Annotated in this window: 26 protein-coding genes; 13 read left to right on the top strand and 13 right to left on the bottom strand. The window is 49.5% G+C overall.

The window, feature by feature from the left end; translation table 11 throughout:
- The first annotated feature begins 59 nt into the window (after nucleotides 1–59).
- Complete coding sequence (locus IE181_RS03690; protein WP_191250191.1) at nucleotides 60–848, top strand: hypothetical protein; 789 nt, start codon at nucleotides 60–62, stop codon at nucleotides 846–848.
- Between the two features lie 16 nt (nucleotides 849–864).
- Here IE181_RS03690 and IE181_RS03685 read toward each other — a convergent pair whose 3' ends face one another.
- Together IE181_RS03685 and IE181_RS03680 are read right to left on the bottom strand one after the other, a co-directional pair.
- Nucleotides 865–1,275, bottom strand: a complete 411-nt coding sequence (locus tag IE181_RS03685; protein ID WP_191250190.1) for a tellurite resistance TerB family protein — start codon at nucleotides 1,273–1,275, stop codon at nucleotides 865–867.
- A 106-nt stretch (nucleotides 1,276–1,381) separates the two neighbouring features.
- Nucleotides 1,382–4,165 (bottom strand): ATP-dependent DNA helicase, encoded by a 2,784-nt coding sequence (locus tag IE181_RS03680; protein WP_191250189.1) that lies wholly within the window; start codon nucleotides 4,163–4,165, stop codon nucleotides 1,382–1,384.
- Nucleotides 4,166–4,326: 161 nt separating this feature from the next.
- Here IE181_RS03680 and IE181_RS03675 point away from each other — a divergent pair, with 161 nt between their 5' ends.
- The 3 genes from IE181_RS03675 (at nucleotide 4,327) to IE181_RS03665 (ending at nucleotide 6,854) form a co-directional block, all read left to right on the top strand.
- Nucleotides 4,327–5,895: a lysine--tRNA ligase gene (locus IE181_RS03675; protein WP_191250188.1), complete on the top strand. Its 1,569-nt coding sequence runs from the start codon at nucleotides 4,327–4,329 to the stop codon at nucleotides 5,893–5,895.
- A gap of 9 nt (nucleotides 5,896–5,904) precedes the next feature.
- Nucleotides 5,905–6,204: a hypothetical protein gene (locus tag IE181_RS03670; RefSeq protein WP_191250187.1), complete on the top strand. Its 300-nt coding sequence runs from the start codon at nucleotides 5,905–5,907 to the stop codon at nucleotides 6,202–6,204.
- A gap of 146 nt (nucleotides 6,205–6,350) precedes the next feature.
- Nucleotides 6,351–6,854, top strand: a complete 504-nt coding sequence (locus IE181_RS03665; RefSeq protein ID WP_191250186.1) for a fasciclin domain-containing protein — start codon at nucleotides 6,351–6,353, stop codon at nucleotides 6,852–6,854.
- 127 nt (nucleotides 6,855–6,981) lie between these two features.
- Here the strand turns inward: IE181_RS03665 and grpE are convergent, their stop codons facing one another.
- Nucleotides 6,982–7,569, bottom strand: coding sequence for a nucleotide exchange factor GrpE (grpE, locus tag IE181_RS03660; RefSeq protein WP_229819130.1), 588 nt, complete (start codon nucleotides 7,567–7,569; stop codon nucleotides 6,982–6,984).
- Nucleotides 7,570–7,642: 73 nt separating this feature from the next.
- Nucleotides 7,643–8,677 carry a heat-inducible transcriptional repressor HrcA gene (gene hrcA / locus IE181_RS03655; protein ID WP_191250184.1) on the bottom strand — a complete coding sequence of 345 codons (1,035 nt, stop codon included), beginning with the start codon at nucleotides 8,675–8,677 and terminating at the stop codon, nucleotides 7,643–7,645.
- 128 nt (nucleotides 8,678–8,805) lie between these two features.
- Between hrcA and rph the strand changes: the two genes are divergently transcribed.
- From rph to hemW, 3 genes are read left to right on the top strand one after another with little or no spacing between them, the layout of a single operon-like run.
- Nucleotides 8,806–9,519 (top strand): ribonuclease PH, encoded by a 714-nt coding sequence (gene rph, locus IE181_RS03650; protein WP_191250183.1) that lies wholly within the window; start codon nucleotides 8,806–8,808, stop codon nucleotides 9,517–9,519.
- 11 nt (nucleotides 9,520–9,530) lie between these two features.
- Complete coding sequence (gene rdgB, locus IE181_RS03645) at nucleotides 9,531–10,136, top strand: RdgB/HAM1 family non-canonical purine NTP pyrophosphatase (RefSeq protein ID WP_191250182.1); 606 nt, start codon at nucleotides 9,531–9,533, stop codon at nucleotides 10,134–10,136.
- Nucleotides 10,133–11,317, top strand: coding sequence for a radical SAM family heme chaperone HemW (gene hemW, locus IE181_RS03640; protein WP_191250181.1), 1,185 nt, complete (start codon nucleotides 10,133–10,135; stop codon nucleotides 11,315–11,317). The genes rdgB and hemW overlap by 4 nt, the downstream gene beginning before the upstream one ends.
- Here the strand turns inward: hemW and IE181_RS03635 are convergent.
- Nucleotides 11,292–12,653, bottom strand: coding sequence for a penicillin-binding protein activator (locus tag IE181_RS03635; protein WP_191250180.1), 1,362 nt, complete (start codon nucleotides 12,651–12,653; stop codon nucleotides 11,292–11,294). The two genes, hemW and IE181_RS03635, sit on opposite strands and share 26 nt — an antisense overlap.
- A 99-nt stretch (nucleotides 12,654–12,752) precedes the next feature.
- On the opposite strand from IE181_RS03635, the gene rsmI reads away from it, so the two are divergent.
- Genes rsmI through gshB form a run of 3 tightly spaced genes read left to right on the top strand, consistent with a single transcriptional unit; the run spans nucleotide 12,753 to nucleotide 15,018 of the window.
- On the top strand, nucleotides 12,753–13,619 hold the full coding sequence (gene rsmI, locus IE181_RS03630) for a 16S rRNA (cytidine(1402)-2'-O)-methyltransferase (protein ID WP_191250179.1): 867 nt from the start codon (nucleotides 12,753–12,755) through the stop codon (nucleotides 13,617–13,619).
- 45 nt (nucleotides 13,620–13,664) lie between these two features.
- Complete coding sequence (locus IE181_RS03625; protein ID WP_191251539.1) at nucleotides 13,665–14,039, top strand: YraN family protein; 375 nt, start codon at nucleotides 13,665–13,667, stop codon at nucleotides 14,037–14,039.
- 28 nt (nucleotides 14,040–14,067) lie between these two features.
- On the top strand, nucleotides 14,068–15,018 hold the full coding sequence (gshB, locus tag IE181_RS03620; protein WP_191250178.1) for a glutathione synthase: 951 nt from the start codon (nucleotides 14,068–14,070) through the stop codon (nucleotides 15,016–15,018).
- Between the two features lie 137 nt (nucleotides 15,019–15,155).
- Here the strand turns inward: gshB and IE181_RS03615 are convergent, their stop codons facing one another.
- From IE181_RS03615 to IE181_RS03590, 6 genes are all read right to left on the bottom strand, one after another.
- Entirely contained in the window at nucleotides 15,156–16,058 is a 903-nt protein-coding gene (locus tag IE181_RS03615) for a ParB/RepB/Spo0J family partition protein (RefSeq protein ID WP_191250177.1), read from the bottom strand.
- Nucleotides 16,059–16,085: 27 nt separating this feature from the next.
- Nucleotides 16,086–16,886, bottom strand: coding sequence for a ParA family protein (locus IE181_RS03610; protein ID WP_191250176.1), 801 nt, complete (start codon nucleotides 16,884–16,886; stop codon nucleotides 16,086–16,088).
- Between the two features lie 64 nt (nucleotides 16,887–16,950).
- Nucleotides 16,951–17,580, bottom strand: coding sequence for a 16S rRNA (guanine(527)-N(7))-methyltransferase RsmG (gene rsmG, locus IE181_RS03605; protein ID WP_191250175.1), 630 nt, complete (start codon nucleotides 17,578–17,580; stop codon nucleotides 16,951–16,953).
- 3 nt (nucleotides 17,581–17,583) lie between these two features.
- Complete coding sequence (gene mnmG / locus IE181_RS03600) at nucleotides 17,584–19,482, bottom strand: tRNA uridine-5-carboxymethylaminomethyl(34) synthesis enzyme MnmG (RefSeq protein WP_191250174.1); 1,899 nt, start codon at nucleotides 19,480–19,482, stop codon at nucleotides 17,584–17,586.
- 198 nt (nucleotides 19,483–19,680) lie between these two features.
- Nucleotides 19,681–21,018, bottom strand: a complete 1,338-nt coding sequence (gene mnmE, locus IE181_RS03595; protein WP_191250173.1) for a tRNA uridine-5-carboxymethylaminomethyl(34) synthesis GTPase MnmE — start codon at nucleotides 21,016–21,018, stop codon at nucleotides 19,681–19,683.
- Between the two features lie 4 nt (nucleotides 21,019–21,022).
- Complete coding sequence (locus IE181_RS03590; RefSeq protein WP_191250172.1) at nucleotides 21,023–21,262, bottom strand: DUF6489 family protein; 240 nt, start codon at nucleotides 21,260–21,262, stop codon at nucleotides 21,023–21,025.
- Between the two features lie 78 nt (nucleotides 21,263–21,340).
- On the opposite strand from IE181_RS03590, the gene IE181_RS03585 reads away from it, so the two are divergent.
- The 3 genes from IE181_RS03585 to IE181_RS03575 all read left to right on the top strand — a co-directional run bounded on the left by IE181_RS03585 (nucleotide 21,341) and on the right by IE181_RS03575 (nucleotide 23,692).
- Complete coding sequence (locus tag IE181_RS03585) at nucleotides 21,341–21,811, top strand: methylated-DNA--[protein]-cysteine S-methyltransferase (RefSeq protein WP_191250171.1); 471 nt, start codon at nucleotides 21,341–21,343, stop codon at nucleotides 21,809–21,811.
- Between the two features lie 116 nt (nucleotides 21,812–21,927).
- Nucleotides 21,928–22,629, top strand: a complete 702-nt coding sequence (locus tag IE181_RS03580; RefSeq protein WP_191250170.1) for a dienelactone hydrolase family protein — start codon at nucleotides 21,928–21,930, stop codon at nucleotides 22,627–22,629.
- A gap of 88 nt (nucleotides 22,630–22,717) precedes the next feature.
- Entirely contained in the window at nucleotides 22,718–23,692 is a 975-nt protein-coding gene (locus tag IE181_RS03575; protein ID WP_191250169.1) for a quinone oxidoreductase family protein, read from the top strand.
- Between the two features lie 227 nt (nucleotides 23,693–23,919).
- On the opposite strand, the gene IE181_RS03570 is transcribed toward IE181_RS03575, so the two are convergent.
- Together IE181_RS03570 and IE181_RS03565 are read right to left on the bottom strand one after the other, a co-directional pair.
- The gene (locus tag IE181_RS03570) at nucleotides 23,920–25,254 is read right to left on the bottom strand and encodes an amidohydrolase (RefSeq protein WP_191250168.1); all 1,335 of its coding nucleotides are present in this window, start codon (nucleotides 25,252–25,254) and stop codon (nucleotides 23,920–23,922) included.
- Nucleotides 25,255–25,304: 50 nt separating this feature from the next.
- The gene (locus IE181_RS03565; protein ID WP_191250167.1) at nucleotides 25,305–25,955 is read right to left on the bottom strand and encodes an HAD family hydrolase; all 651 of its coding nucleotides are present in this window, start codon (nucleotides 25,953–25,955) and stop codon (nucleotides 25,305–25,307) included.
- Nucleotides 25,956–25,999: the final 44 nt, after the last annotated feature.

Genomic DNA, 25,999 nt, shown 5'->3' with positions numbered 1-25,999 from the left:
GAAACCCCAAACGGTGCTATGCTGGTTAAATGACACACAGGTTGATGATATGGGCCTTAATGATCACGGTACTTTGCACCGCGACGGACCCCCTATATGCACAGCAAGACCAGATCAGCGCCATGCAGCGCGGCGACTACACCGCCGCCTATACCGCCGGTATTGAGACAAACTCAGCCACCAGCCTGGGGCTTTCATGTAAAGCCGCACTGATCATCGGTGGGTTCAAAACATCCGGAATCGACAGTGTTACATGGCTGCACAAAGCCCTGAATGCCTGCGAAAAGTCTGTCAGATTAGACCCGACATCCCTGCCAAACCGTCTAAGCCTTGCCATGGCAATGGGGTTTGAAAGCAAACGGCTTAAAAGCGTCAAGCTGGCCAAAGAAACAAAAAATCGTCTGGAACAACTAATTAATGATTTTAGCAATAGCCCTTTGCCCTATGCAGCGCTGGGGGGCTGGCACAGTGAAGTAAGTGCCGCGGGGTTTATGGCGCGCCTGGTGCTTGGTGCCCGCCCCAGCAAGGCGCTGACATATTTCCAGAAAAGCGACTCTTATGCCTTAGAAGACACAGCCATGACCCTTGAGTATGCAAAAATGCTGGTGCGTCTTGGCCGGAAATATTACCCGGAAGCTGAAGAAAAACTGCAAAGCATCATAGAAGAAAGGCCCCAGAGTGCCCTTGATGGTATCATTAAGGCACAGGCAGAAACGCTGTTAGCGGCAGTTCAAACACAAAACCGTAAAACAATACTGTCGGCACTTTCTGAAATTACAGCCTTTCAAAACATAGAAAAATGGCGGTCCGAACCGCCATATCCGTTTGTTTTGCAAGAAGACCCTTAACGGGGGTATAAGGCGACTAGACCAGTTTCTGGCGTGCAGCGATACCGCGCTCGATCGCAGCAGCTGTTAAGCGGTCTACATTCAGATAATGACGGATCATTTCAAGGAGAAGAAGCTCTTCCTGGCTAAGTGTACCGTCAGATGCAGCTACCTCGCACGCAACAGAATAGACCAGGTCATAATGGCTTTCCGGGATGGCTTCCTCAATCAAACCAAGAACAGCATCAAGCCCTTCTTCCGACTGAAGAATTTCTATGCAGCTGTCAGTATCAGCGCGCAACCGTTCAATATTATAGCTATTTAACGCTGGCAAATATCCGACGAGACCTGTCATACGCATCAGTTCGCTATCGGTCATTTCATCATCTGAAGCTGACACCATTACCATTGTGTACACCAGTGCGGTTTCCGGGCTGATCGTTGACATAAAAAATCCTTGTGTAAATACTCTTGCGCCAAGAGTATGGCAGCTGCCCTCAATGCTCAAGGTTTATATGTCTTGTCGGCAGATTCTTCAGAGCATCAATAGGATTTTATCGTTTCAGATCGGTAAAGTCTCTGACGATTTCCACAGCCTCCTGCAGTCCCAGGCGCTGAACCTCTACGCCGTCCGGGAAAGCATCCAAAAGCCGTGTGGGTGTCTGACCGTCCAGCATAACAAAACAGCCATAGTCATCAGCACGCCTGACAAGACGGCCATATGCCTGCCCCAACTTCAGCCGGGTTAGCATTTCGTCATAGTGCCTGCCCCCGAAAGCTGCGCGGCGTGCCCGGTGCAACAGATTGGGCCTTGGCCACGGTACCCGGTCAAAGACTATCAACCGCAAACTGGTGCCCGGCACATCAACACCGTCGCGAACAGCATCGGTCCCCAAAAGGCACGCATCTTTCTCATCCCGAAACATATCCACCAGTGTTGCCGTATCTATTGGGTCAACATGCTGTGCAAACAGCGGTAGGCCCAGATGCTCAAGGTCTGGTGCAATGGCTGCATAGGTGCTCCGTAGCCGGGATATAGCGGTAAACAGTCCAAGCGCCCCGCCACCAGACGCCAAAAATAAAGACCGGTACGCAGCGGCAACTTGCTCAGGGTCATTTTTATTGACATCCCCGACAATCAATACCTTCGTTTGTTTCTGATAATCAAAGGGTGAGGACACAGACAGGCGCTTGGGTGCAATCATCAGATGCTGTGCCCCGGTTCGCACATCAGCAGAATACCAGGAAACGCTGTCTTCCGCATTCTTATCCTTATGATCACGCAAGGTCGCCGATGTGATCAATGCACCGTGGCACTGACTAAGGACCACATCTGCAAACGGCTTGGTTGGATCAACAAAGTGACGAAAGACCCCAATATCGCGTTCCCGCCCCTGAATGCGGTCAACTTCCAACCATTCCACAAATTCATCGGGTACTTTCTCTCCGATAGAAGCAGCCATCGACACCCACAGTTTCACCATCTCTGCGCGCAATGTCAGCGACCGAATGGCAGATTCGAGACGGCCACGCGTCCCGCTATCAAGCATATCACCGTCTTCGATCAGTTTGCGTTTCAAAGACACCGCGAGAGCTGTCATTGGCTTTTGAATGTCATCTAGCTTCAGCGAAAGTCGAGCCCCGGCATCAATGAAACCTTCCACCGGATCTGCGACAGAGGCTTCAAGCCCATGCCCGCCGCGGGTATCCCGCTCGCTTGACCGCGCCATCACCTGTGCCCTTACAAACATCAGAAACTTCTCAAACTCGGTCGCAGCGACCGCCCCTGTAACTCGGGATAACCATCCCTCCCCCGGTAGGGACCTTGCAGACTCCAAAAGCCAGTCAAGGTGCTGGCGCGCCTCGGGGTCATCTGCCGTCAATTCATCCATGCGTGATTTCAATCCGCGTGCCCGGGTAGACCCCGCCTGTTCTTTACCCCGTATCCAGCGCCTAAGGTCAGCCCCTTCTTGACCAGACAGATGCACAGCAAAGGCGCTGTCAGCGGCATCGAACAAATGATGTCCCTCGTCAAATACCAGCCGGCGCGGCATATCCGGATCATCCATACGCGTTGCCGCCTGCACCATGACAAGTGCATGGTTGGCAACAACCAAATCTGCCTGCCTCGACCGCCGCACCGCCTTTTCAATGAAACATTTTCGGTAGTGTGCACATGCAGAATAAAGACATTCGCCCCGCCTGTCGGTTAGCCCGGCAATACGGCCCAAGCCAAAGTGCCCTCCAAGCCAGCTTGGAAAATCACCGCCGATCATATCACCGTCACGGCTGAAACGCGCCCACCGCACCACCAGCCCCATCAGGATCATGTCGTTCAAGGCTGCACCTTGCATCCCTGCCCGCATCATGACCGCCCGCAGTGTCTCTTCGATATTCAGAAGACAGGCATAGTTTTCGCGGCCTTTTCTGATAACAGCGCGTTTCTGCTTTATGCGCGGGTCCGGATAAAGACGCGACAGTTCCTGATCCAGCTGACGTTGCAGGTTTTTCGTGTAAGTTGCGATCCAGACCGCCGCATCGTTATTCTCTGCCCACAGGCTGGCTGGCGCAATATAGCCTAAGGTTTTGCCCGTTCCTGTCCCTGCTTCCAGAAGTTGCAGGTTCGGCCCTTCTGCAAATTCACGCGGTCGAAAGGCATGGGTTGCAGCCGCCGCATAACGGCGCTGGCCTTCGCGCTCCTCTGAATTATCCCCGAGAAGTTGCGCCAAACGATTTTTGCTGTCATCGGGCTCCACCGGGTCATCGCCGGGCGGTGGTGGCGGCACAGTTTCTTCCCAGTCGGGCAAGGCTGACCATACGGCCAACCCATCTTCCCGACTGTCATCACGAAGCCCCGACAAAGCGGACATGACAGGCGCCCCCCACAGCCAACCTGCCCGCGCCATTGCTGTTGCCACACGACCACTTCCCGCACGGTAGCGGTAAGTTTCGCTTGCCAGGTCCGCTAGCAGACGAACCGCACAGGCCCGAAGCGCCATGCACATATCTTCTTCAGTCCTGGCCGCAAGGTCGAGTGATAAAGCTGCCACCAGTCCAGATGCCGTTGGCAAACAGAAGCGAGCCGGCCGGACAAAGGCAAACAATTCCAAAACGTCATACGCCTGCAAACTGCCAATTCCCAGTCTGCGCGCTGCCATTACTCTGTTTAAGACCAAATGCGGGGTTTTTGATACGCGGGACAGTCCATCATCCAGATCCAGTTCTTCGATCACCCCATCGGGATCAAGAAATGTCACCGTGCGAATTCCCACATGTGCCACAGGCACTGCCTGAATGTCAGCACCTTCCATTTCTGCCTGTAAAACCAGATCTTCCATAGGCGTGCACTATATCCGTAATGATTTCTGTGACAAGAAAAAGAACAAAAGAAGAAAGTTTGCCAATTCTTTAGCGTTCCCGCCTTTATTGGCTTGTGTTCCCGTTCGGCGCTATATATATGCCAAACTTAGTTTAACTCTCATTAAAAAGGTATAGCGATATGACTGGAAATATTGATCTCGCGCTCGGCTCAAAGGCATGGCCCTTCGTTGAAGCAGAAAAGCTGGTCAAACGCTATAAAAAGAACCCGCCAGAGAAGGGATACGTTCTTTTTGAAACCGGGTATGGCCCGTCCGGCCTGCCGCATATCGGTACCTTTGGTGAAGTTGCGCGTACAACAATGGTTATGCGGGCGTTTCAGGAACTGTGCGATATACCGACCAAGCTGATCTGTTTCTCCGATGATATGGACGGCCTGCGTAAAGTGCCAGACAATATCCCGAACAAGGAATTGATAGCACCAGCGCTTGGTAAGCCTTTGACGCAGGTACCAGACCCATTTGGCACCCACAACAGTTTTGGTGAGCATAATAACGCGCGTTTGTGTTCCTTCCTTGATCAGTTTGGTTTCACCTATGAATTTTACTCAGCCACAAAATGTTACGCGGCAGGGATGTTCGACGACACCCTGATTAAAATCTGCCAGAACTATGACAAAATTCTGAAGGTTATGCTGCCTACGCTCGGCGAAGAGCGACAGGCAACTTACAGCCCGTTTTTGCCGGTTTGCCCGGACACAGGCATTGTCCTGCAGGTCCCTGTTGAAATTGTGGACGCGGATCAGGGGGTCATTGCCTACACAAACGAAGCAGGCGACCGCGTTGAAACATCCGTCACCGGCGGCAAAGTAAAGTGTCAGTGGAAAGTAGACTGGGCAATGCGCTGGGTCGCCCTGAATGTGGATTATGAAATGTCCGGTAAGGACCTGAGCGAAAGCGTGAAACTAAGCTCTGCCATTTGTCGTATTCTCGGTGCAACACCACCAGAAAACCTGACATACGAGTTGTTTCTTGATGACAAAGGCCAGAAGATTTCGAAATCAAAAGGCAATGGCTTGTCAATCGAAGAGTGGCTTGCCTATGCCAGCCCGGAAAGCCTGGCGCTTTACATGTTCCAAAGCCCCCGGAAAGCAAAACGTCTGTATTTTGACGTTATTCCAAAGGCTGTTGACGAATATTACACCTTCATGGACAAGTACCAGGAACAGGAGTTGGCGGACCAGTATAAAAACCCCGCGTGGCATATCCATAATGGTAATGTGCCAGAGGTGAAAATGCCTGTCAGCTTTGCACTTTTGCTGAACCTTGTGTCTGCTGCCAACGCAGATAATAAAGACGCGCTGTGGGGCTTTATCTCCAGATATGTAGACGGTGCAACGGCTGACGCCTATCCGGAACTTGACCGCATCATGGAATATGCGATCAAATATTATGAAGACTTTGTCCTGCCTGCAAAAGCCTTCCGGAACCCAACGGATCAGGAACGTCAGGCTTTTGAAAGCCTGACTGCACGGCTGAAGGCACTGGACCCTGACGAGCAAGACAGCGAGATTATAATGACCGAAGTCTACAGCGCAGGTAAAGATGCCGGTTTTGAGAACCTGCGGGACTGGTTCAAAGCGTGCTATGAAGTGCTTCTTGGTCAAAGCCAGGGACCGCGCATGGGTGGTTTCATCGCGCTGTACGGAATTGATAAGACCCTCGCACTGATCGAAGAAAAGGTTAAGTAGAGGCCCAAAATGCCCAGAACACTTGCGGTTACAGTCCTGAAAGAAAAAGAGCCATATCTGAGCGGTTCTTTTGACGTAACAGACGAAGACTATGCGGTCGTTGCGAACCTGCTTGAGGAGATCGCACTGGACCGCGCCGGTGCAGAAGACCTTCTGATCGGATACATGCACACCCAAAAGGTTGGGCAGGCAAGTGAGGATATTGGCAAAATGGCTATGGTCGCGACCGTCTATATGTTGAAACACGGCGAGACAGATATTGTAATCGAAATGCCGGATGGACCACCATCCGGCACCTTCCCACAGTAAAAATACATATAGTATATGCCAATCAATCTTAGATAGCTTTTTAGATCACGAAAGCGTCATCTTTCATCTACAGATCGCCTCCCGGCGTAAACGGGAAACATGTTCCGAGTACGAACCTGTTTTTACCGATATGTGGAGAAGCTCAAATGAATTTCAGTACCAAAATAATGGCAGTTTTCAGCCTGGTTTTCGGCCTTGCAGCAGCACCTGTGCTTGCGGATCATCACGGCAAAATGGCTGATAAAGACATTGTGGATACTGCCGTTGGTGCAGGCCAGTTTAATACCCTTGTTGCTGCTGTGAAAGCTGCTGGCCTTGTGGATACACTTAAAAGCGATGGGCCATTCACTGTCTTTGCCCCAACGGATGAAGCCTTTGCAAAATTACCCGCCGGCACAGTAGAAATGTTGTTGCGTCCTGAAAATAAAGACAAACTAGTCAGCATACTGACTTACCATGTACTGTCAGGCAAAGTGATGGCAAAGGACATTGCTGGCAAAAAAGTAACCCCGGCAACAGTGGAAGGCAGTAATGTCACTATTGATGCAACAAATGGCGCGATGATTGACGGTGCAACTATTATCAATACCGATATCAAGACATCAAACGGTGTTATCCATGTCATTGATCAGGTAATTATGCCAAACTAGTATCAGTACAGATGTTTTGGTGTTGCCAGCCGCCTTTTGGACATTCCTTTCCCCAGCTACCAAACGGCCAGCCACCCAAACGACAAAGGGGCCTTTCGGCCCCTTTTTTTGGTGATTTTCTATATAGCTATACCGTTGTATCAACTGGCTTTTGGTCATCCGACTTTGCAACACCCACCATAGCAGGGCGCAGCAAACGATCTTTGATCACATAGCCGTTCGCCACAACCTGCATAATAGACCCGGTTGGGTGCTCGGTTGTTGGTACCTCAAACATGGCCTGATGCAATTTATGATCAAACTTTTCGCCTACTTCTGGAATAACCTGTCGAATGCCGTGCCGTTCCAGCGTGTTTAAAAGTTCACGCTCGGTCATTTCAACACCTTCGGCAAAGCTTTTCATGCTCTCTACAACTTCTTCAGGCACGCTATCGAGTGCCCGGCGCAAATTATCAGAAACCGATAACATATCACGGGCAAAAGCTGTTACAGCATAGGCACTTGCGTCTGACTTATCACGGTCTGCCCGACGCCTGACGTTTTCCATCTCGGCCATAGTACGCACCAGACGGTCTTTCAATTCCGCCACTTCTGCCTCGAGCGCAGCAATCGGATCGTCCTCTGACTGGTCAGCGGCAGCATCTGTCTCAACTGCGTCATCCGCCACAATTTCCTCTTCAGGAAGGTCTGTTTCTTTATTTTCTTGTTCGCTCATAAACTCAGCTTTCATGTATTAATTTTTGCCACACACACCGTGCAAAGCATAGTGATTGTGCTGCATTCAGTCCTTACAGAAGGCGGGAAACAATCCGCGCCGTATAATCAACCATTGGGATAATGCGGGAATAATTCAGCCTGGTTGGCCCGATCACCCCGACAACACCAACAATTTTGTTCGCGCCATTCATATAGGGAGAAACAACCACAGATGAACCCGTCAGGGAAAATAAATTATTCTCTGAACCGATAAATAGCTTCACGCCGCCTGCGTCCTTGGCAAGCTGCAACAGCCGAATTAGCTCAGACTTCTTGTCAAGCTCTTCAAATAACTGACGAATTCTCTCCAGGTCTTCCTGTGCCTCAAGGTTTTCAAGCAGATTAGCCTGACCAGAAATTATCAATGAAGACGGATCATCCCCACCTGCCCAAACCGCCAAACCGCTGTCTATAACCTTCTTTGTTAAAGAGTCGAGCAAGGTCTGCTGTTGTTTTACCTCCTCCTCGATCGAGAGACGGGCTTCTTCGACCGTGCGTCCGGCAAGACGTGCTGTCAAATAATTACTGGCCTGATTAAGTTCCGATGGCGTCACCCCCGGTGGCACTGAAATGATCCGGTTCTCAACCGTCCCCTGCTCTGACACCAGGACAACAAGCGCCCGGTCCTGACCAAGGGGTACAAATTCAATTTGTCTGACCGCCAACTCCTGTTTGGGGACCATCACCATGGAGGCACATTTGGACAGCCCTGACAAAGCCTGGGTGGTTTCTTTCAAAACCTCTTCGAGCGTGCGTCCCACACTCTGGCTTTTGCCTTTAATCGACTCCCGTTCATTTGCCGTTAGGTTGCCAATTTCCAGCATGCCATCCACAAACATCCGAAGACCAAGATCAGTGGGACGACGGCCAGCCGACGTATGCGGCGATTCCAAAAGCCCCGCGTCTTCCAGGTCCGCCATTACATTGCGAATAGTCGCGGGGGATACACTGATTGTCCCCGTACGGCTTAGGGTTCTGGACCCAACAGGATCGCCAGTGCGCAGATAGGTTTCGACAATCGTGCGAAAGATATCCTGTGACCGTTCATTTAGTTCATGTAACTGCATGGCTGGAATCTTAAAAACCCTTCAAACTTTCGTCAATCAGGGAATAGACAAACTTCCGTTTTGACGAAACATATATAAGAAGCTAGAACAGGCACAACAATGCTGTTTCAGAGAAAAAGGAATGTACCATGCGACCAAGCGGACGTGCTGCCGACGAAATGCGTCAGGTAGAAATGATACCAGGATACGCCAAACATGCGGAAGGTAGCTGTTTTGTAAAGTTTGGGGACACCCATGTACTTGTCACGGCTACATTCGAACAGAAGGCACCGCCTTGGCTCCGTGACACCGGCAAAGGGTGGGTGACAGCAGAATATGGCATGTTGCCCCGGTCGACCCACAGCAGAATGAGCCGCGAAGCCGCACGCGGCAACCAAACTGGCCGTACACAGGAAATCCAGCGCCTAATTGGTCGTGCCATGCGTGCCATTGTTGACCTTACAGCCCTTGGTGAACGGCAGATCCGTATCGACTGTGACGTCATTCAGGCCGACGGCGGCACACGCACCGCGTCCATTTCCGGTGCTTATGTTGCCCTGAAGCAGTGCTGCGACTGGCTATATAACGAAGGCTTTATCGAACGCCATCCTTTGACAGACACGATCGCTGCGGTTTCCTGCGGTATTTTCGAAGGACAGGCCGTTCTTGACCTTGATTATGACGAAGACAGCGCAGCATCAACGGACGCTAACTTTGTTCTGACAGGCAGTGGTGGCATTGTCGAAATTCAGGGCACGGCCGAAGAAGAAGCCTTTTCTGAAGAAGAATTTCTGCGTCTTCTGCGGCTGGCTCGCATCGGCTGTACCGAGATCGGCAAGACCCAGAAACAGGTTATCGGATAAGGAAGACTATTATGGCTCGGTGTTTTGACGGCAATAAACTTGTTATTGCAAGCCACAATAAAGGCAAGGTGCGCGAGATTGGGGAACTGCTTGCGCCCTTTGGTGTTGAAACAGTATCTGCAGGGGATCTTGGATTACCTGAGCCTATTGAAGATGGCCTGACCTTTATCGCCAATGCCGAAATCAAAGCACTGGCGGCCGCAAAAGCCGCCAACCTGCCTGCTCTTGCTGATGATAGCGGGCTTGAAGTTGATGCCCTGGACGGGGACCCCGGGATTTATAGCGCCCGCTGGGCAGGCCCAAAGAAAGACTTCACCGTCGGCATGGAGAAAATCCACGCGCTTATTAAAGATCAGGATAATATGGCTGCTAATTTCACCTGTGCACTGACACTTGCATGGCCAGACGGTCATATGGAATCTTTCGAAGGCAAGGTTTTTGGTACCCTGACATGGCCACTTAGGGGGGACAAAGGCTTTGGATATGACCCCATGTTTATTCCAAATGGTCATGCGGTAACATTTGCTGAAATGGAGCCTGCTGACAAGCACGCCATGAGCCACCGTGCAGATGCCTTTAAACAGTTGATTGCGGCCTGTTTCGGCGACAATCAATGACGGTATCCCTGCCCGCCACCTCGGACTATGACGGGCAAATTGCGCTCTATATCCATTGGCCTTTTTGCGAACGCAAATGCCCATACTGTGACTTCAACAGCCATGTCCGTGATACGGTTGATACAGAGCTGTGGACAAAGGCGCTATGTTCAGAGCTGGATTATTTTCTGAAACTTCAACCCGGTGCGACCGTTTCTTCCATCTTCTTTGGTGGCGGCACCCCAAGTTTGATGCCCCCTGAAACAGTTGCGCACCTGATTGACCATGTTTTCAAGCGCTGCAAAACAGAACCAGACCTTGAAATCACCCTAGAAGCAAACCCGTCCAGCGTGGAAGCCAATAGATTCCGTGCTTACCGATCGGCCGGTGTAAACCGCCTATCCGTTGGTATTCAGTCACTTCGGGACGATGCCTTACAGTTTCTCGGGCGTCTTCATTCGGTGGACGAAGCGAAGAAAGCACTTCAAGTAGCGCGAGACAACTTTGAAAGGGTTAGCTTTGATCTGATCTATGCACGACCGGAAATGACACTGGAAAGCTGGCAAGCAGAGCTCGCAGAAGCCTTAACCTATGACCCGGACCATTTATCTCTGTACCAGTTAACGATTGAAGAGGGCACAGCCTTTTATCATCAGTTTGCACGCGGCAAATACAAACTGCCTGACGACGATATCTGCGTCGACCTGTTCAATCTGACACAGGATATGACCACTCGTGCAGGCTTACCCGCGTACGAGGTTTCCAACCATGCGCGTGCAGGCCAGCAGTCCCGCCATAATCTTGCTTACTGGTCGGGGCTCCCCTATTACGGCATAGGACCGGGCGCCCATGGCAGATTGGTTAGCAAAAACAACATGTACCTGGCACACCAGCAAATCCGCCGGCCAGAGGACTGGGTCCAAAAAGTGGACCAATATGGTCACGGTACAGAATCAACCGTGTCCCTTGACCCTGTTGACCGTTTTACCGAACAGGTCATGATGGGACTAAGACTGATGGACGGTATCAATATTCGCGCCAAAGCAACTACACTTGGGATATCTGCCAAGGATCATATTGATTTCACAAAGATTGATGACCTGATCACCGACGGATTTATGCAACAGGATCAAGATATGCTGAAGTTTACGCCAAAAGGCTTGCCCGTTATGAACTTCATTCTACCGTCGCTGTTTCTGTAACCTCATAGCCAAACAATGGAAACGCCGCTGGTGCGGGATCAAGTACCTTGAAACCATCCTTGGTTATTTCCAAAACAGACAAGGTTCGTTCATTGGTACCGTCAGGTAACAGGCGGAATAACCCGTCAATGCCCTGAAACCCATTAGGATTCATCAATTTCGCATTGGTTATCGGACGGTCTGGGCCGGTAAGGTCTGCTTCCCGCGTCAAAATGGCAATCAGGGACACCGCATCGTATGCAAGCGTTGCCACCCGGGAAGGCGCCCGGCCAATATCACGTTCAAACCGTTCCAGAAAATCTGTAACCCCGGGATTAGCCGGTGCCGCAAACCAAGCGCCGCGCAGCGGCGGCTCGTTCGTCAGGCTTTCATCATACCAAAGGCCCGTACCCAACAATTTAACCTCGTCAAGGTCAACCTCATAGAAGGGCAACAGCGGTGCCAATGTACGCAATAACCCCCCGCCTTCTGGTAGAAGGATCGCATCAATATCTGGGGACTCTGATACTTCTCGTGTGGCAAGTCGGTTGGCTATTTCATTCGTCATGTCATCGCCAAGCGACCGCAGAAAACGTATTTCATCAATATGATTTTTGCGGCGTTCATCATAATCGGCCAGTCTTTTAATTGGCTCAACCACCGCCTCGGGGTCATTTGGATATGTCTCCAGGGAATGAATACGGCCGCCCACATCAAAAACAGCATCCCCGAAGGCTTCCCGCACACGCATGCCGTACCGACTATCGGGTATCATGGCACTAAATTTGACAGCCTGCATGCTGGCGGCGTAATCGATGATGCGCTTCACCTCTGCCTCGGGCAAGAACCCCATAACATACACACCAGGTTCTGCGGCCTCGCTATCACTTGAAAGCCCCAGTATAGGAACATCGGACCCACGCGTAATGGCTGCAACCCGCGTCACATTCTCGGCCAGCAACGGCCCGATAATGACATCAACTTCGGCATTCAGTGCAGCATCTGCTGCTATCTCTGCACCGGAAACTGTCCCGCCTGTATCAAAGGACAGAAGTTCAATTCGAGGGTCATAGGCATCAAACAGCGCCATACTTGCAGCTGCGAACAAATCCTTCCCCACCAATTGCTCCCGTCCGGACAAGGGCAGCAGAAGCCCGATTTTCACCTGCCTTGGACCTTCGGGCTTAACGTCTTCTTGGGCTTGGGGTTCGGGAACGACTACAGTTTCTGGAGCAGCCGGTTGTTCAATCTTTAAAGCAGGCGGGGCAGTTTCAGGCCCACACGCAACAACGAGACAGCACAAAACCCCTCCCATCAAGGAACGGATAGCTCCGGAAAAGCGGCACGAAATAATCATGAAAGCCCTTTGCTACTGTCTAAACACTTGCAAGTCTGCACCAATAAATCATACTTACCAGCACCCAGCGTTTCGTTAAATAGTTTATAGGCAAAAATCATGTCAGAAACTAGGCCTTCCTCCACTGCGTCCGGCCTCTATATAGTTGCAACCCCAATCGGTAACATGGGGGATATTACCCGCCGCGCGATAGAGACGCTGAAAGCAGCGGATCTGATTGCCTGTGAAGACACCCGGGTTACATCCAAGCTTTTGTTAGCGCATCTGATCAAAAAGCCCCTTATTCCCTACCATGAACACAATGGAGAACGGCAGCGGCCCCGCATTCTGGAAGAACTGGCACTTGGGAAAGTTGTTGTTCTTGTCTCTGATGCCGGTACACCCCTGATATCTGACCCAGGGTATAAGCTGGTAGAAGACGCGCAGAATCAGGGATACAGCGTTTTCGGCATTCCCGGCCCATGCGCGGCGATTACAGCCCTGTCAATCGCAGGCCTACCAACCAACAAATTTACATTTTTGGGATTTCCGCCCACAAAATCAGGCGCCCGTAAAAACTGGTTCGAGGCTGAGAAACGCAACAGTGGCACCCTCGTCTATTATGAAAGCGCGAAAAGACTGACCGATAGTCTGTCAGACGCCCGGTCTGTACTGGGGGACCGTCAAGCAGCCGTATGCCGGGAGTTAACCAAAAAGTTTGAAGAAGTACGGCGAGACAACTTAAGTGCGTTGATTGACTACTATGCAACACACGGTAATCCAAAGGGCGAGATCGTTATAGTGATGGCACCAAATGATCAAACCAGTGACGAGCAGACATCCGCTATTGATATTGATACAACGCTCACACTGGCGCTGGAACATATGAGTGTGAAGTCCGCGGCAAAGTTTGCAGCGGACCTCTTGGGGGTAAATAAAAAGGAGCTGTATAACCGCGCCCTGCACCTAAGCGGTAAAAAGCCCTGACCCTGAAAATACTTACAAAAAGATTCCGCTACAAAAGGACCGACAATTACGAATCCCCCTTTAAATAAACGGCAGCAGAGTGAACGCAAGGGTCGATATGCGGAAACCCTTGCTGCCTGTTGGCTATTTTTGAAAGGGTATAAAATACTGGCGCGCCGATACAAAACACCTGTTGGCGAAATTGACCTGATCGTAAAACGTAAAAACACGGTCATAGCAGTTGAGGTGAAAGCACGGAAAACCCACGCGATTGCCAAAGAATCAATCAATCACGTACAACAAAGCCGCATTGAAAAAAGCCTTTTATGGTGGGTTCGAGCAAATAGACTTGAAGCTTGTTCACTCAGATTTGATGTCGTAACTATTGTGCCCGGAAAGTTTCCGTACCATATCAGGAACGCATGGCGCGCATCCAGCTAGCCTGCTGGTAATACAAAGGATTAAAGATATGACATCGGCATTAAAAGTAGCCTTTCAAATGGACCCAATGGAAACAATCAACATTTCCGGGGACAGTACTTTTGTTCTGATGCTGGAAGCGCAGAAACGCGGCTATCAAATGTTCCATTATGTTCCAGAAGACCTGTCATACTGTGACGGTGACGTCTTTGCAATTGCGAGGCCTGTCAGCGTAAAGCGCGAACACGGGGCACATTTTGAATTTGGCGACCAGGTCCGCTTGAACCTTCGTAGTGATATAGATGTCATTCTCATGCGCCAGGACCCACCGTTTGACATGGCATATATTACGGCCACGCACCTGCTTGAATTAATTCACCCCGATACACTCGTTGTGAATAACCCTGCAGAAGTCCGCAATGCACCTGAAAAGCTTTTTGTGACCCGGTTTCGTGACTTGATGCCGCCAACCCTAATCACACGCCGACTGGATGAGATCAAAAGATTTCGTGAAATACATGGCGAAATTATTGTCAAACCGCTATACGGAATGGGCGGTGCGGGTGTTTTTCATCTGCGCAAAGATGATAGCAACCTTGGTTCCCTGCATGAAATGTTTACAGCCTCTTCGCGTGAACCCCTAATGGTGCAAAAATTCCTGCCCGAAGTTAAAAACGGCGACAAGCGTATCATCCTGATTGACGGCAAACCGGCTGGTGCCATTAACCGCGTGCCTGCGGATGGGGAAGTTAGGTCAAATCTGGTCGCCGGTGGACGCGCAGAAAAATCTATACTAACCAAAAGGGAAGAAGAAATTTGCGCGCGTTTATCCGCAGAGCTGTCTGACCGGGGCCTCATATTTGTCGGCATTGATGTGATTGGTGACTGGTTGACCGAAATTAATGTTACATCGCCTACTGGACTGCAGGCCATCAACGCCTATGACGATGCATGCCTTGAAGCGGATATCTGGAATGCGATTGAGGCAAAGCTAGCCTAATCCCCACATGCACTTACTGATACAGACGGGTTAACTCCTGCCCATCAAATGGATGTGGACAGTCAGAGCCAATTAAGATCAACAAAAAAGGGACGCAACATTTTGCGTCCCTGATTTTTTGGATTGAAACGGTAGACTTAGAGCCCGCAAACGCCCAGCTTGCCACACAGGTCATCAAGCTCTTCAAGAGAAGCATATTTAATGACGATATCACCGCCTTCACCCTGATGGTCAATAGATACCTTCATACCAATGGCCGCAGATAAATCTTTCTCCAGTGCAATTGTATCGGCATCTTTGTTCGCAGACCGGCGCGCACGCGCAGCAGCAATAGTGCGGGGTTTATTGCCCTTATCCTCTGCTGCCAAAGCTTCTGTTTGCCTAACGCTCAGGCCTTTTGCGATAATCTCCTGTGCAATAATTTCTGCATTTTTGACGCCGATTAATGCCCGTGCATGCCCCATTGTCAGTTTACCATCATCAACAAGGATCTGTACCGTTACAGGCAAAGTCAGAAGGCGCAAAAGGTTTGCCACATGGGACCTGCTTTTGCCGACAATATCGCTCAACACTTCCTGTGTATGCCCAAACTCCTGCATAAGGCGCTTAAAAGCTTTCGCTTCTTCAATCGGTGTCAGGTCTTCACGTTGAATATTTTCAATCAGACCAAGTTCCAGCACTTCCGTGTCTGACAGATCACGCACCACAACCGGTACATCATGAATACCAGCTTTCTGTGCTGCACGCCAACGGCGTTCACCCGCAACAATCTGATACCTGTCTTCCCCTATTTCGCGGACGAGAATCGGCTGTAGGACGCCCTTCTCCTTCACAGAAGCGGTTAATTCCTCAATCGCCACAGTATCGAACCTGGTTCTGGGCTGATCAGGGTTACGTTCCAGAAAACTGACAGGCAACAACCGTCGGGACGGGTCCCCGACTATGGCTCTATCATCTGAACCCGCAGCACCTGCTGGTCTGTCATCATTCAGAAGTGCGGAAAGTCCTTTACCCAGCCCTCTTTTCTTCGCAATGCTCATTTCATCATAACCTTTTGTTTTTATTATTTATTCTGCCGCAAGCGCCGAGTCGCGCCCCAATAATTCCCGCGCAAAATCAATATATGCCTGACTGCCTGCGCACCGGTGATCATAAATAAGCGCAGGCACACCGTGTGACGGGGCTTCTGAAACCCGGACATTCCGCGGTATAACCGTGTTATACACTTTATCTCCAAGGAAATTTCGAACATCTTCAGCCACCTGAGCTGACAGATTGTTCCTGCCGTCATACATGGTCAGAACAATTCCGTTTATCTCAAGCGTGGGGTTCAGGCTTGAACGCACCTGTTCAATGGTCTGAAGTAGTAGACTAAGCCCTTCAAGGGCAAAGAATTCACACTGTAGCGGCACCAATACCTGATCAGACGCAACAAGCGCATTCACTGTCAGCAACGATAGCGACGGCGGACAATCAATCAGAATATAATCATAGCTACCGCGCAGATGCCCATTTGCTAGAGCACGTTGCAGCCGGAAATTCCGCTGCGGCATATCTGCAAGCTCAAGATCAACACCCGACAAATCAATGGTTGAAGCGATCAGTTCCACACTGGGGATGTTCGTTTCAACAATGGCTTCATCAGCAGGAGCAGCCCCAAGCACAACATCATAAGATGTTACCTGACGGTTTTCCCTATCAATGCCAAATCCCGTGCTGGCATTTCCCTGGGGGTCAAGATCAATTATCAGAACGTGCTTACCAACGGCGGCCATTGCAGTTGCCAGGTTAATGGCCGTAGTAGTTTTACCAACGCCCCCTTTTTGATTGGCAATTGCGATAACTTTGGCACCTGTTTCCGACACCATAAAGATACTCCCCCGACCACCGAAAATTTGTCCACAGTAGAAACCATGGTCATGTGTATGGCTGTTAATTTCTTTTTTCTGATACCTGATATAACCGGACAATCACACCGGAAGGCTCTGACAGGCTATCAAACGTCTCAACCTGCATATTCCAGAATAATTGAGCTTCGGTCAATTCATCATCCACAGATTCCCCTTTAAGAAGCCAAAATTCCGTTGTTTCCTTTAAAAACGGCCGGGCCCAGTCCATCAATTGCTTCACTCTGGCACAGGCCCGTGACGAAATAATATCAGCTTCAAAAGGATCTAATTCTTCAATTCTATCATTATGAATGACGGCACCCGCCCCTGTCTGACGGTTTACCTCGTTCATAAAACTGCATTTTTTCCCATTGGATTCAACAAGATGAACATGGCCGACGCCCATAACTGCCAAAACAAGACCGGGAAAACCGGCACCCGATCCGATATCCACTATCTTAGAATCAGTAGAAAAACGATCAGTTAGAAAGGGCACCAGCTGCGCCGAATCAAGAAAGTGCCTTCGCCACATATCCGGTAGTGTGGAGTTAGAGACAAGATTCTTTGCCTTTTGCCATTTAGTCAACAAAGCCGCATATGTTTCAAGATGCGCCATTGTTTCACGTGGAACATTCAAATCACGCTGCAAATCATCGCTACTATACACGGCCATAAATCAAGCTGCCTTCATGCGTTTAATATGGGCAAGAATTAGGGTAAGTGCGGCTGGCGTAACGCCTGCTATACGGGCTGCCGCGCCGAGAGTTGCTGGTCGAGCAACTTTGAACTTCTCTTTCATTTCATTGGAAAGACCCGAAATGCCGTCAAAATTCATTCCCTCTGGAATACGAATATTTTCATCCTTACGGAAGGCTTCTACATCATTTCTCTGGCGGTCAACGTATCCTGCATATAGCGCATCAATGGATAACTGTTCCGCTACCTCTGGCGATATATCCGCCAATTCATCCGGCCATACACCGCGCAAATCATCAAAGGAAATACTATTAATCCCCAGGAGGGTCATCCCGTTTCGGCGAATACCATCCTGATTAAGCTTGATACCTTTTTTCAGTGCTTCACTGGGTGTCATAGAAAGACTTGTAAGCGTTTCTTTGGCTGCCTGTAAGGCGGTCTCTTTTGCTGTAAAAACTTCCCTGCGCTCAACCCCGACAATACCGTGGGCAATACCAATCGGTGTAAGTCGCTGGTCTGCATTATCCGCACGCAAAATCAAACGGTACTCTGCACGGGACGTGAACATTCGGTACGGCTCCCGCGTGCCTTGCGTGACCAGATCATCAATCATGACCCCTATATAGGCGTCTGCACGGTCCAGTATGAAAGGATGGTCATCCGATTGTGCGGCTTTTGCTGCATTCACTCCGGCAACCAGACCTTGTGCGGCGGCTTCCTCATATCCGGTGGTACCATTGATTTGCCCCGCCAGATACAGGCCTGTGGCACGGTGTGTTTCAAGGGTTGGCTTTAATTCGCGCGGGTCAATAAAATCATATTCAATAGCATAGCCTGGCTGCAGGATTTTAACATTTTCTAACCCCGGGATCGTGCGTATAAATGCTTCCTGGATTTCTTCAGGCAGACTGGTTGAAATACCGTTTGGATAAACGGTGTCATCATCAAGCCCCTCTGGCTCAAGGAATATCTGATGACTCTCCTTATCTGCAAACCGAACGATTTTATCCTCAATAGACGGGCAATACCGTGGGCCTTTGCTTTCAATCTGACCGCTGTACATTGGGGACAGATGAATATTCTCGTGCAGAATTTTATGTGTCTCAGTTGTGGTGCGGGTCATATAACAACTGATCTGTGGCACCGTTATTGTATCGGTCAAGAAAGAAAAAGGTACTGCGGGGTCATCACCCGGTTGTTCTTCACACCTTGACCAATCTATGGTTTTGCCGTCAAGGCGTGCAGGCGTACCTGTTTTTAACCGGCCCAGATCAAAACCAATCGACATCAACGTATCAGATAGACCCAGTGACGGCTTTTCACCGACACGGCCTGCCGGAATTTTTTTCTGTCCCAAATGGATTAAACCACGCAGGAATGTTCCGGTTGTCAGGATAACTGACTGTGCTTCCAGTCTTGTACCGTTTTCCAAAATCACGCCGCTGACGGTCACACTTGGCGACAATGCGTCTACCTCACCCTCAGATGTTCCACGTGAAACAATTAGATCTTCTACGGAACCTTCAAGAACTGACAGATTAGGATAGGAAAAGAGAATATCCTGCATGGCTTCGCGGTATAGTTTGCGATCAGACTGACATCGCGGCCCTTGAACGGCTGGACCTTTGCGGCGATTCAGCAAACGAAACTGAATACCGGATGCATCGGCTACCTTGCCCATTATACCGTCCAGCGCGTCAATTTCCCGAACAAGGTGTCCTTTTCCCAATCCGCCGATCGCTGGATTACAGGACATTTCACCAACAGTTTTTAACTTGTGGGTGACCAATAATGTGTTGGCACCAGCACGTGCACTGGCTGCAGCGGCTTCACAGCCGGCATGACCACCACCGATAACAATAACATCATATGAAGACATGGTTTGGTTTGACCCTGCATTAGCCTGTCAAACAGGCCCATTTATTCCAGCTGACTTTAAGCGAGAGGCTATAGTAGCAAATCTCTCTTAAGTCAAAGTAAAGCCGCAAAAGCCATCAGACAAGTAGCCTGATTGGAAATACCCAGATGATCAATGTTTCACGTGGAACATTCAGATCAGATATTTGCTGGTGATGTGTTATTTACCGATACAGAAATCAGAGAAAACGATATCCAGCATAACTTCTACGCCGACCCTGCCGGTGATTTTACCCAGAGACCGACATGCCATTCGAACATCCTCTGCCGCAAGGACAGCATCGAATCCGGCATTTTCCTGAAACCTGTTAAGATGTCCCACTACATCTTCAAGTGCCAACCGGTGGCGTAATCGGGTCAGACTTGGTGCTTCTGTCAGACTGATTTTATCTTCCACCAGATGTGTCAGGTGAGCTAAAAATGCCTCCATACCAAACCCAGTTTTCACAGACAAAGGCAAGACAGATGTGTCTGATTGTTCCACGTGGAACATTTCTGCTTTGTCACACTGAGAGACAAGTATGATTGCCGTATCGTCAAGGAAAGGCTTCATGTCTTCTGGGATTTTCGGCCATGTGGGGGCTGGTATCAATATCAGCTTCAGATCAGCTTCTTCCGCCCGCGCCTTTGCTCGTCTAATGCCTTCTTTCTCGACACTACCTGAGCTTTCGCGGATACCTGCGGTATCAATCAGGCGCACCGGAAAGCCCCCCAAATCCAACTGAACTTCAAGAACATCCCGTGTGGTGCCTGCTTCATCCGACACAATCGCAACATCCGACTTCGCCAGAAAATTCAGCAGCGTTGACTTTCCTGCGTTCGGTTCGCCCAGGATCACAATACGAAGCCCATCCCGTAGCGCCTGCCCCCGTTTTCCGTCGGACAGATGAGTTTCAATCTCTGACAGAAGGCTTCTAATCACAGGCCGCACTGCGCCCGCCACCCCTTCGGGAAGGTCCTCATCTGGGAAATCAATATCGGCTTCCAAATGAGCAAGGTGCGATAATAACCGTGACCGCCAGTCTTCGTACAGGTGTCGAAGTTCCCCCCCCATTTGGCGCAGCGCCTGTTCCCGCTGCATGGCAGTGTCTGCATGAATTAAATCGTTCAGACCTTCTGCTTCTGTCAGATCAAGCTTGCCATTTTCAAAGGCGCGCCGGGTAAACTCACCCCGTTCTGCAAGTCTAAGTCCTGACATTGAAGACAAACAATCCAGTACACCGGTTACAACTGCCTTGCCCCCATGGAGGTGAAGTTCAACAACATTTTCACCAGTAAAACTATTCGGCCCCGGAAATGTAAGTACCAGTGCCTGATCCAGTCTCATACCTGATACTGGGTCTTTTAGCGTGACCAGGGTCGCATAGCGGGGTTTAATATCTTTTCCCTGCACCAGACTATCCAAGGCAGAAAAAGCATGATCGCCACTGATACGAACAACGGCAACACCAGCAGTCCCCTGCCCGCTGGACAAGGCATAAATTGTATCCTGAACCATTATATTAGTCTTTACTGCCAGATCCCATCATCGAGAAAAAGGCTTTTTGCATCTCGCCAATAGAGGTACCAGTACCCGCAATCCAAGTCCGCATCAGTTTGTCCATTTCCTCTGGCGAGAAACCATTTGCCATGCGGTCTTTCATCGCCTCGATCAATTGGTCATTCAATTCGGTCACATCAGGCAGTCCCATAGTTTTCCGAACTTCTTCAGGCGTGCAGTCAACATTGATGGTTATTTTCATGGGATGTCTCTCCTGGCTATGATACATCTTTGCGCTATATGTAAACCAGATTGTATCCAAGATAAAGAGCTACCAACCATGCCGCAATTGTCCATGCACACACCAATGGCAGACCTGACCTTGACAGAGATTGACGGTGTTATCGTCTCTGTTGACTGGGGCTGGTCTCCTTTTCAGGAACCAAATGACCTTTTACTAGAGGCAAAAAGACAGCTGGATGAATATTTTGATGGTGACCGTAAAACTTTTGATCTGCCAATGGATGCTGACGGAACTGCCCATCAGAAAAAAGTCTGGCAGCGCATGCTGGAGATACCCTACGGCGAGACAATGACCTACGGAGATATATCTGCTGAGTTAAAATCTGCCGCGCAGGCGATTGGGAATGCCTGCGGTGCTAATCCTCTGCCGATTCTGATACCGTGCCACCGAATTGTCGCAGCCAGTGGCAAGCTTGGTGGCTATAGCGGCGATGGTGGGCCTATTACCAAGCGGGCTCTTCTTGTCCTGGAAGGGGCATTGCCGGTTTCATACGAGTTGGATTTATAAGGAATTGTTGAACCCTTCAATCCTCACAGTATAGTGTTTTGACCTAGTAGATTTACTAGATTTTTATCTGTCTGATAAATGTATTCCAGACCGCAAAACCAGTATGGGAGAGTATAATGGCTTTTGATATTTCAATAGAGGCACAAGACGGTACCGGCTCTTTTGGGGCGTATGTTGCCAGACCCAAAACGGATGCAAATGCGCCTGTTATCATTGCCATTCAGGAAATTTTTGGGGTGAATGCTGGTATGCGCGAAATTTGCGATACGTTGGCAGACCAGGGATATATCGCGATATGTCCTGACCTGTTCTGGCGCCATAAACCCGGCATTGAACTTACGGATAAAACAGATGCTGAACTACAGCAGGCTTTCGACCTTTTTGGCAGTTTTGATATGGCAAAAGGTATTGAAGACCTGAAAGCCACCTATGAGACGGCAAAAACTTTACCAGGCAGCACCGGACGTGTTGGCGCCGTTGGATACTGCCTGGGCGGGTTTCTTGCCTATATGGTTGCTTGTAACCAGTTGGCGGATGCAACAGTTTCATACTATGGGGTATCCATCGAAAGTACCCTGCAGGAAGCCGACAATATCGCCTCACCCTTGATGCTGCATATCGCAAAAAAAGATCAATTTGTAAGCCCGGAAGCACAGGAAAAAATCCATACAGGGCTAGGCACTAATAAATTTGTCTCTCTCTACAGTTATGATGCTGATCATGCCTTCGCCCGGCCAAACGGTAATCATTATGATAGTGACTGCGCGACACTGGCGAATAAGCGCACGGCAGATTTCTTTGCTGCACATCTTAAATAACAACTGATTGACCAAAGAAGAAAGCACTACACAGGTATCTGTTTCTTTCTACTTGTGTATAAAAAAATAGTGGGGAGGAGATAAAACGATGACCTATATTATCGAAGCAACAAAAGCTGGTGGTCCTGATGTTCTGGCTGCAAAGGATGTCACACTTGAAACGCCGTCCGCAGGAATGGTCAAAATACAGCAAACTGCCATCGGTCTGAATTATATTGATACGTACCACCGGACTGGTCTTTACCCTGTTCCCTTCCCTTTTACTCCTGGTCTGGAGGCAGCAGGTATTATTACGGAAATTGGTGCAGACGTTACCGGCTTTCAAGTTGGGGATAGAGTTACGTATCCTGCTGGCCCCTTGGGTGCCTATGCAAGTGAACGCCTGATACCCGCAGCCAATATCGTTAAGATCCCCGAAGGTGTTAGCGATGAAGATGCTGCTGCCCTGATGCTAAAGGGCTGTACGGTTGAATATCTGACTTACCGAACATATCCAGTGAAAGAAGGCGATACAGTATTATTTCACGCAGCTGCCGGGGGTGTTGGTCTGATCGCCTGTCAGTGGCTTTCTGCACGCGGAGTGACAGTTATTGGAACGGTTGGTACTGACGCCAAGGCAGAGCTTGCAAAAGCTAACGGTTGCCACCATACAATCAATTATTCCAAAGAGAATTTCACCGATAAGGTCATGGAAATTACCAACGGTGAAGGCGTGCCTGTTGTCTATGATAGTGTCGGCAAAGATACATTTATGGGATCGCTTGATTGCCTGCAGCGCCGCGGCACCATGGTTACCTACGGTAACGCTACCGGCCCCGTCGATCCAATTCCACCCGGGTTACTGGCTGTCAAGGGATCGCTTTTCTTAACCCGCCCTACCCTGATGGATTATGTCGCAACCCGTGAAGATCTGGAACTATGCACAGGCCGTGTATTCAGTGCTATCAAAGACGGCAGTATCAAGTCCGATATTCGCCAGCGGTATGCTTTAAAGGATGCTGTTCAAGCGCATAAAGACCTGGAAGCCAGAAAAACCAGTGGGCAGACTATTTTACTACCATAAATGCCACATATAGATACCCTAGCCATCAAAATCGCAATATTTGCCATTTTAAAGCCCGCTGAAGCGCATCTTTCCCGTCTCGGCTATATCGGTATGTAAAACCCCAAGAAAGACTCCACAGAGTCTTTAAATCAAGTGACATATAAGACACTGTTTTACTTATATTTTTTCCTTATCAATCAAAAAAGGCGGCAAAAAGCCGCCTTTCAATCGTACCAGTCGATTTATTATTTTGGCATCAATTCCAATAGTGCATGCACTGTAGATTCTACACCTGAACGAACAGCTGGCTCTGGTGTGATCTTGAAGATCGGTGAATGGTGGCTTGGAATTGCCGGACCAGTTCCTGCTTTGGCCGCATCCATATCTTTTTTCGGTGTACCACCAATGGCCCAGTAAACAGACGGAATATGAGGATCCGTTGTGAAGAATGGAAAATCTTCTGCACCCATGCCAGTTGGCATAATGCTAGTTACCTTGTCGTCACCCATTTTTTCAATCCATACAGCCTTCAGGCGATTTGCCAGTTCCGGCGTATTGATTGTTGGCGGTGAACTTTCATCAAGTACATTCACTTCTGGCAACAAATGATCTGGCAGACCGTTTGCCCGTCCAATGTTTACTGCGATACGCTTGATACCGTCCAAGAGTAGTTTCCGTGTCTCCAGGCTGGTATTTCTTACAGTCAACTGCAGCACAGCTTTGTCAGAAATAATATTATGCTTCAACCCTGCATGGAATGATCCAACGGTTACAACACCAGGTTCGCGCGGTGCCAATTCTCTTGATACCAGTGTCTGCAAGGCAACAACAATCTGGGATCCAATCAGGACAGGATCTTTACCTGTATGCGGGCTTGCACCGTGCGCCCCGATGCCGTGCACAATAATATCAACCGTATCAACGCCTGCGTACGGGCTGCTTGGTACAACGTTCACTACCCCTGCTTCATCGCCGGATGAAACATGGAACGCCAGCGCCATATCAGGCTTACCGAATTTCTCCCAAATGCCGTCGTCCATCATAGCCTTGGCACCCAGAACTCGTTCTTCTGCCGGCTGCACGATCAACATCAGGGTACCTGCCCATTTATCCTTCATTTCAGCCATGCGGCGTGCGGTGCCTACCAGACTAGTAATATGCACATCATGACCACAGGCATGCATCACAGGGACAAGCGCATTATCAGAGAACATATCTTCCTGTGTAGCCTTGGATGCATAAGATAGGCCGGATTTCTCTTCTACCGGCAGACCGTCCATATCAGCGCGCATGGCGATAAGCGGGCCATCACCATTTTTCATAATAGCAACAACACCGGTTTTACCGATACCTTCGGTTACTTCAAAACCAGCAGCACGTAATTCTTCTGCCATACGTTTTGCTGTTTCATGCTCCTGGAAACTCAACTCAGGATTTTGGTGAAAATGGATAAATAAATCTTTTAAATGGCTGTCATAGTCAGCTTTTACCGCTGCACTAAGATCCGTGTCCACAGCCATAGTCAAACTGGATGAAAGTAAAAGCCCCGCTGCGAACAGACCGGTCAGTGTCTTCTTCATGACAAAATTCCCCTGATAATTTTTATTAACAGGGAAAAGCTATCGCGAAACTATAGAAAAAACAAATCGTCTTTTTCCAGATAGTCTTCTATTTTTATGTCTGCATGAGGGAGCATCTCGCCAATGCCGATAAATCTCCAACCCAGTCCTTCACTCGCCAGCTCGTCCCAAGGTGCGTCACCAACATAGGTGATTGTTTCAAATCCCTTTTCTCCGACACGCTCCTCTGCGCGTTCACGGGCAAGTGTCATAATCTCCATACGGTCAAAATGATCATCGCTGCTTGCAATGATTAACCGGTCAATAGAAAACCCGGCCGTCGCCAGCTTGAAACAGGCTGTTGTCCCCCAACCACCCGTTGCAATGGCAACCATATGATTGTCGCTGTTATGAAGTTTTTCCAACAATTCATGGGCACCGGCGATTGGCTGACAAACATCCGGATTACTGTCCAGTTCATCCATCATGAGTTCAATGAACCGATCCCGAACCATGGCCAGTTCTTTATCAGTCATTTCCCGGTTCAGCTGTTTGAATATGAGCTCCGCCAAAATACCCGCATCGGTTACATGCGTATATCCTTCCCAGTTTGTCGGACAGTCCAGTTGCAGGCAGTCCTTCACCGCCTGACTATAAAGACGATCCTCGAAGGCTGAGGAATTGATCAAAGTACCATCAATATCGAAAATAGTAAGATGCATGTTGTCGGTTTCCATTGATGAAAAGCCCATGCGGTACAATGTCT

This window comes from Kordiimonas sediminis (genome assembly GCF_014656395.1).
Taxonomy (GTDB): Bacteria; Pseudomonadota; Alphaproteobacteria; order Sphingomonadales; family Kordiimonadaceae; genus Kordiimonas_A; species Kordiimonas_A sediminis.
This window is presented reverse-complemented; position numbering and strand designations above follow the sequence as displayed.